General features: G+C 70.0%; 8 protein-coding genes. 2 read left to right on the plus strand and 6 right to left on the minus strand.

Features of this window, described 5'->3' with window-relative positions:
- Window positions 1-158 precede the first annotated feature (158 nt).
- Entirely contained in the window at window positions 159-1,160 is a 1,002-nt protein-coding gene (locus ACFU8Q_RS14955) for an SPFH domain-containing protein (RefSeq protein ID WP_384452928.1), read from the minus strand.
- 257 nt (window positions 1,161-1,417) lie between these two features.
- Between ACFU8Q_RS14955 and ACFU8Q_RS14960 the strand changes: the two genes are divergently transcribed.
- Window positions 1,418-1,765 (plus strand): hypothetical protein, encoded by a 348-nt coding sequence (locus ACFU8Q_RS14960; protein ID WP_384452930.1) that lies wholly within the window; start codon window positions 1,418-1,420, stop codon window positions 1,763-1,765.
- A gap of 48 nt (window positions 1,766-1,813) precedes the next feature.
- Here ACFU8Q_RS14960 and ACFU8Q_RS14965 read toward each other — a convergent pair whose 3' ends face one another.
- Both ACFU8Q_RS14965 and ACFU8Q_RS14970 read right to left on the minus strand, forming a co-directional pair.
- Window positions 1,814-2,056, minus strand: coding sequence for a hypothetical protein (locus ACFU8Q_RS14965; RefSeq protein ID WP_384452933.1), 243 nt, complete (start codon window positions 2,054-2,056; stop codon window positions 1,814-1,816).
- Between the two features lie 97 nt (window positions 2,057-2,153).
- Window positions 2,154-3,293 carry an ADP-ribosylglycohydrolase family protein gene (locus tag ACFU8Q_RS14970; RefSeq protein WP_384452936.1) on the minus strand — a complete coding sequence of 380 codons (1,140 nt, stop codon included), beginning with the start codon at window positions 3,291-3,293 and terminating at the stop codon, window positions 2,154-2,156.
- A gap of 58 nt (window positions 3,294-3,351) precedes the next feature.
- Here ACFU8Q_RS14970 and ACFU8Q_RS14975 point away from each other — a divergent pair, with 58 nt between their 5' ends.
- Complete coding sequence (locus ACFU8Q_RS14975) at window positions 3,352-3,630, plus strand: DUF6343 family protein (protein WP_384452938.1); 279 nt, start codon at window positions 3,352-3,354, stop codon at window positions 3,628-3,630.
- 64 nt (window positions 3,631-3,694) lie between these two features.
- On the opposite strand, the gene ACFU8Q_RS14980 is transcribed toward ACFU8Q_RS14975, so the two are convergent.
- The 3 genes from ACFU8Q_RS14980 to ACFU8Q_RS14990 form a co-directional block, all read right to left on the minus strand.
- Window positions 3,695-4,063 (minus strand): tetratricopeptide repeat protein, encoded by a 369-nt coding sequence (locus tag ACFU8Q_RS14980; protein WP_384452941.1) that lies wholly within the window; start codon window positions 4,061-4,063, stop codon window positions 3,695-3,697.
- Window positions 4,064-4,166: 103 nt separating this feature from the next.
- The gene (gene coaE / locus ACFU8Q_RS14985; RefSeq protein ID WP_384452944.1) at window positions 4,167-4,769 is read right to left on the minus strand and encodes a dephospho-CoA kinase; all 603 of its coding nucleotides are present in this window, start codon (window positions 4,767-4,769) and stop codon (window positions 4,167-4,169) included.
- Between the two features lie 43 nt (window positions 4,770-4,812).
- Window positions 4,813-5,733, minus strand: a complete 921-nt coding sequence (locus ACFU8Q_RS14990) for a PAC2 family protein (protein ID WP_384452950.1) — start codon at window positions 5,731-5,733, stop codon at window positions 4,813-4,815.
- Window positions 5,734-6,062 lie beyond the last annotated feature (329 nt).

A 6,062-nucleotide genomic window follows, 5' to 3' on the forward strand; every position in this document is an offset into this window, starting at 1 on the left:
CGGAGCAGTCCGGCTCAGCGCCCGGTTCGGTGCGTGGATCGGTGCGTGGATCGGATCCTGGCACAGCACCGGGTTCAGCGCATCGCTCGGTTCCTGGCACAGCACCAGGTTCAGTACAGGGCCCAGCGGCCGGTCCGACGCCGGGATCCACGCATGCCTCAGTGCCTGGCGAACGGCTTCGAACGAGACGACCGCGCGTGTGCGGTACCTGCGAGAACAGCGGGAGTGGGCACAGGCGCCCCGGACTGCGACTTCTGCGCCCGCGTCCGTGGCTGCGGCTGCGGCTGCGGCTGCCCGGTGCGCTCGGGATGCGCCTGGGCCGGACGCTCGGGCTGCTCCTGCGTGGGGCGCTGTGGCGGCCGCACGGCCTGCTGCGGCTGCGACTCCGTCTGCTGGCCGGGCTGCTGGGCCCTCTCCAGGAAGCGGAGCAGCTCCACCGGGAACGGAAGCACCAGCGTGGAGTTCTTCTCGGCCGCGACCGCGACAACCGTCTGCAGCAGACGCAGCTGGAGCGCGGCCGGCTGGGCGGACATCTGCGCCGCCGCCTCGGCGAGTTTCTTCGACGCCTGGAGCTCGGCGTCCGCGTTGATGACGCGGGCCCGCCGCTCACGGTCGGCCTCGGCCTGCCGGGCCATGGAGCGCTTCATCGTCTCGGGCAGCGAGACGTCCTTGATCTCCACCCGGTCGATCTGCACGCCCCACCCGACCGCCGGGCTGTCGATCATCAGCTCAAGGCCCTGATTCAGCTTCTCGCGGTTGGAAAGCAGATCGTCGAGGTCGCTCTTGCCGATGATCGACCGCAGTGAGGTCTGTGCCATCTGTGAGACCGCGAACCGGTAGTCCTCCACCTGGATCACCGCATTCGCCGCGTCGACCACCTTGAAGTAGATGACAGCGTCGACCCGCACCGTCACGTTGTCCCGGGTGATCCCGTCCTGCGCGGGCACCGGCATCGTCACGATCTGCATATTGACCTTGTGCAACCGGTCGATGCCGGGGATCACCATGGTGAATCCGGGCCCTCGCACATCGTTACGAAGCCTGCCGAGCCGCAGCACGACACCTCGCTCGTACTGCTTGACCACCTTGGCCGCCGCCGACAGGTACAGCGCACCCGCCGAGGCCGCAGCCACTACCGCGATCACGAGCTCCTGGACCATCACGGCCCCCTGAGTGCCGGAAAAACTGAAACACGACAATCAATCGCTATTACCACGGTATGCCCACTATCAACCGATATGAACATGGACTATGGCTCTCCGCTTGCGACTGTCCCCCGCCCGGCCCCGCCCCGAATGCCGGGTCGCCGGGGAGCGGGCAGGGTGACCAGCGTCAGCACGCTCTCCGTGGCGTACGCAGTGCCGTGCCGTAAGCGGTGCTGACGGCTGAGCCGGACGAGACAGACGAGGACCCGCCCATGCCCGTGATCGATCACCGACGCCGCCGTCTCGGCACAGCGGCCGGAACCGTGCTCCTGACCCTCACCGTCGCAGGCTGTTCCGGCCTCGGCCGGACCGCGGTCGGGCCGGTCACCTACACGACCGAGCGGAACGCCGTGATCATGGTGAACAGCCCCTCGGTGAAAGGCTGCCACCGGCTCGCTCCCGCGGGTGCCAAGGCAGTGACCAACGGCACCCTGATCGACATCATTCTGTACCGCACACCCGACTGCACCGGGCCGGGTACGACATACGTCGCGACCACGGTCAGCGACGTCACCGGCGTCCGTAACCTCCCGTGGCGCAGCTTCACCACAGTCCACTGACCCGACGACGACCAACCATCGACCGGCCGGTCCCGGAGCGCAGAGCCGCTACACGCGACCACGGACGTACGCGAGCAGCTCCGCCGTACGCCCCCGCCGCTCGCGGGCTGTCAGGACGAACAGCCCGATGAGCAACGCCGGGATAATCGCGTTCACCCGGTCGAGCAGCGTCAGTTGGACGATGGAGGCACCAGTCATCGGTCCGCAGAAGGCGATGGCCACCACTCCGGCCAGGACCGGGATCAGCGGCGCAATGGCTCCCGCCATCTCCAGCCCTCCGATGATGTACATCGCGGCCTGGTTCGCGCCGGTGTACGGAGTGGCTGATCAGCCGTCACCGCACGGTGCACCGACGGACCGTCGACGTCGAAGCCGTACGGCCGGCCCGTCAGTACACCGGGTACCGCTCGGCCGGCCACGCGACCGCGTGCTCGAACTCCACGCACAGGTCATCGGCCACCTCCGTGATCACCGCTCGCCCTTCGGTCGCGACCAACCAGGACGGCGGAAGGTGTACGTCCCCGTGGCGGGCGCCGAGCAGATTGCCGCAGACCGCACCGGTGGAGTCGCTGTCGCCCGAGTGGTTGACGGAGAGCAGCAGCGACCGGGCCACCTGGTCGGCGCCCGGCAGCACCAGGGCGCAGTACACGGCGATGGCGAGGGCCTCCTCGGCCACCCAGCCCGCGCCCAGCGTCTCCACCTTCTCGGCGGTCGGCTCGCCCTCGGCGGCCAGGTCGACGGCCGCGCGCAGGGCCGTCGTCGTCTCCTCGTGCCCCGGGTGGCGACGCAGCAGCTCCATGGCCCGCAGTACCGCGCCCGCCATCGAGTCGCCCTCCAGGAGATGCGCGACGATCGCGGCGAACACGCCGGCGGCGTACGCACCGGTCGGATGGCCGTGGGTGATCTGCGCGCACCAGTGGGCGAGCCGGAAGCCCGCCTCGGCGTCCTTCCCCACCAGTCCGAAGGGGGCGGACCGCATCACCGTGCCGCACCCCTTGGACCCGGTGTTGACGGGACCGGGCTCGCCGAGCAGCCTCGACGGTTCGGGTACATGGCCGGTCGCGAGGCCCGTCAGGCAGGCGTTGCCGGGAGCCCGGCGCGCGTACAGCCAGGGCTGCTGCCTGAGCCAGCCGGTCCGCACCGGATTGTCGGCTCCGCGGGCCGGCGGAGCGGGGTGGTTCTGGGTGTCCAGCCAGCGCAGGTATGCGTTCCGCACGATCCCGATCTCGGCGCCGCCGATCCCCTTGGACATCGCCCGGGAATGGGCCCTGATCAGCCCCTCGGCGGTGAACAGGGTCATCTGCGTATCGTCCGTGACACGTCCGACGACCCCCTCTTCGTCCGCGAGAAGTCCCTGTACACCGTGGTCACCGTGCGCGCGGCGGATATCGGCGAGCGAGAGGAATTCCACGGGGTTTCCCAGGGCGTCCCCGATCGCTCCGCCCAGCAGACAGCCCCGGACCCTCGCCCTGCGGCCGACGCGGTCCCCCCATGATGTGCCGTTCACGCACGATCCCCTCGATCCCATGTCGACATGTCCCCAAAACGGCGCCGCGGGTCCATGCTGGTAAGAGAGGGCGATCGCCATGCGTACCGGTAATGAACCGACGACTGCCCGCAGTCCTCTGCGGCTGCGGCTCTGCCTGAGTCTATGGGGGCTGGCCTGGGCCGTCTTCGGCCTGACGGCCTTCACGCTGACCGACCGCCCGGGGTGGGCCGCCGCCTGCGGTGCGCTGCTTCTGCTGGTCCTCGTGGACATGGCGGTGATCGTCCACCACATCCACCAGGGCCCGCACTACCAGCCGGGACGCAATATTCCGCCGTACGAACCCGACCACGGCGGGCGCGGCAGGTACGGGCACTGACAGATACGGGCACTGACCGGGGCACGACGTCCGCCGGGCGGCATTGCCGCCCGGCGGGGCAGTGTCAGCCCTCCGTACGGAAACGGGCCGCCTTCAGGTACTCCGGGTTCGGGTCGAGGGCCGCGGCCAGCCGGAAGTGGCGGGCGGCCCGGTCGGAGCGGCCGGAGCGTTCGAAGGTGCGGGCGAGCGCGAAATGTGCGAAGGCGTTGTCGGGCTCGCGCTCCAGGACGAGTTCGAATTCGAGCTCGGCGGGACGCAGTTGGGCGGCGGCGAAGAAGGCACGGGCCCGCAGCAGCCGGGCGGCCGTGTTCTCCGGATGGGCCGCGATCACCGAGTCCAGGAGCTTCACCGCACCCCGGGGGTCGCGCGCCGCCAGCAGGTGTTCGGCCGCGCGGAAGTCGATGACGTCGGTTTCCGGGGTCCTCTCGGGCACGATTGCATCCTTCCCTTCACTACGCGGCTCTCAACACCCGGACGGGGCCCGGTATTCCGGTACGGACACCACCCGGCCGCGGCCCGGTATTCCGGTACGCACATCACCCGGCCGCGGCCCGCTTCGTCAGCTCCGACCAGACCTTGCGGACCTGCGGCTCCAGCTCCTCCAGCGGTCCGTCGTTGTCGATGATCAGATCGGCCACGGCACGCCGCTGCTCCCGGGTGGCCTGCGCGGCCATCCGGGCACGGGCCTCGGACTCGGTCATTCCGCGCAGCCGTACGAGCCGGTCGAGTTGGGTCTGCGGACTGGCGTCCACGACGACGACCAGGTCGTAGAGCGGGGCAAGGCCGTTCTCGGTGAGGAGGGGGACGTCATGGACGACGACCGAGTCGGGGCCCGCGGCCCGTTCCAGCTCGGCGGAGCGTGCGCCGACCAGCGGGTGGACGATCGCGTTGAGGGTGGCGAGCCGGTCGGCGTCGGAGAACACGATCGAGCCGAGCCCGGGCCGATCCAGGGTGCCGTCGGCGGCGAGGATGTCCGCGCCGAACGCCTCGACGACGGCTGCGAGCCCAGGTGTCCCCGGCTCGACGACCTCCCGGGCGATCCGGTCCGCGTCGATCAGCACCGCTCCGTATCCCACGAGCAGCCGTGACACTTCACTCTTGCCGGCGCCGATCCCACCGGTCAGGCCCACTTTCAGCATGCCGGGCAGCCTAGTGCCCCTCCCAGCAGGCCGGTGGGGCCGGTCAGATGTCTCCCTCGCGCTCCGCGAGGAACCGCTCGAATTCGAGACCGATCTCGTCGGCCGACGGCAGGTCGACCGGCTCGGCCACGAGATTGCCCCGGGTCTCGGAGCCCGCGACCGCGTCGTACTGGTGCTCAAGGCCCTCGACGAGCGAGACGAGCTCCTCGTCGCCCTGGTCGATCTGCCGGTCGATCTCGGTCTGGGTGCGGTGGGCCTCCGTACGCAGCGCATGGGCGACGGTCGGCAGGACCAGACCCGTCGCGGCCGTGATCGCCTCCAGGGCGGTGAGCGCCGCGTCCGGGTAGGCGGAACGGGCGACGTAGTGCGGCACGTGGGCGGCGACGCCGAGGACGTCGTGTCCGGCCTCCATCAGCCGGTACTCCACCAGGGCCTCGGCGGAGCCGGGGACCTGCGCCTCGTCGAACGGGCTGCGGTGGCCGGGCATGAGGTCCGTGCGGTTGCCGTGCGGGGTGATGCCGACGGGGCGGGTGTGCGGGACGCCCATCGGGATGCCATGGAAGTTCACCGCGAGGCGGACGCCGAGGCGTTCGACGATCTGCTCGACGGCGGCGGCGAAGCGCTCCCACTCCACATCGGGCTCGGGCCCGGAAAGCAGCAGGAAGGGCGCCCCGGTCGCGTCCTGGACGACCCGGACGTCCAGGGTCGGCGTCTCATAGGCCGCCCAGCGGTCGCGCCGGAAGGTCAGCAGCGGGCGCCGCGCGCGGTAGTCGACGAGCCGGTCGTGGTCGAAGCGGGCGACAACCTGGTGCGGGAGCGTTTCGAGCAGGCCGTCGACGATCTGCTCACCGGTCTCGCCCGCGTCGATGTATCCGTCGAAGTGGTAGAGCATGACCAGGCCGGCCGACTCCTGGGCGAGCGCCATGTCGACGACGGCCAGTCCCTTCGGCTCCCATTCGTACAAACTCTGCGGATCAAGCACGGTTACCGCTCCTCCTCGTTTCCCTGAGAAGAACGTCCGGCGGGGCACGAGCATTCCCGGACCATGCCCCTTCACCCGGCGGTTCATGCCAGAACCTGTGCGAGAACGCGGATGTGCAGTGCCGTCACCACCTACGGACCGCTGTCGGTACGGACCGTTGTCGGTAGAGACGTTGTCGGTACGGACCGTTGTCGGTACGGGCGTTGACCTTCATGTCGGTGAATACCTCGATGTGGGCGCCGAGTTGACGTCACGCCGTAACGGCCCGCGCGGATGGCCTCGGACACGAGTGAGGCCCGCGCCCCGTTGGG

This window comes from Streptomyces sp. NPDC057543, assembly GCF_042801895.1.
Classification (GTDB): Bacteria; Actinomycetota; Actinomycetes; order Streptomycetales; family Streptomycetaceae; genus Streptomyces.

Coding starts and splice junctions, on each gene's coding strand:
- ACFU8Q_RS14955 (WP_384452928.1), bottom strand. CDS start 1,160: ATGGTCCAGGAGCTCGTGATCGCGGTAGTGGCTGCGGCCTCGGCGGGT.
- ACFU8Q_RS14960 (WP_384452930.1), top strand. CDS start 1,418: ATGCCCGTGATCGATCACCGACGCCGCCGTCTCGGCACAGCGGCCGGA.
- ACFU8Q_RS14965 (WP_384452933.1), bottom strand. CDS start 2,056: ATGTACATCATCGGAGGGCTGGAGATGGCGGGAGCCATTGCGCCGCTG.
- ACFU8Q_RS14970 (WP_384452936.1), bottom strand. CDS start 3,293: ATGGGATCGAGGGGATCGTGCGTGAACGGCACATCATGGGGGGACCGC.
- ACFU8Q_RS14975 (WP_384452938.1), top strand. CDS start 3,352: ATGCGTACCGGTAATGAACCGACGACTGCCCGCAGTCCTCTGCGGCTG.
- coaE (WP_384452944.1), bottom strand. CDS start 4,769: ATGCTGAAAGTGGGCCTGACCGGTGGGATCGGCGCCGGCAAGAGTGAA.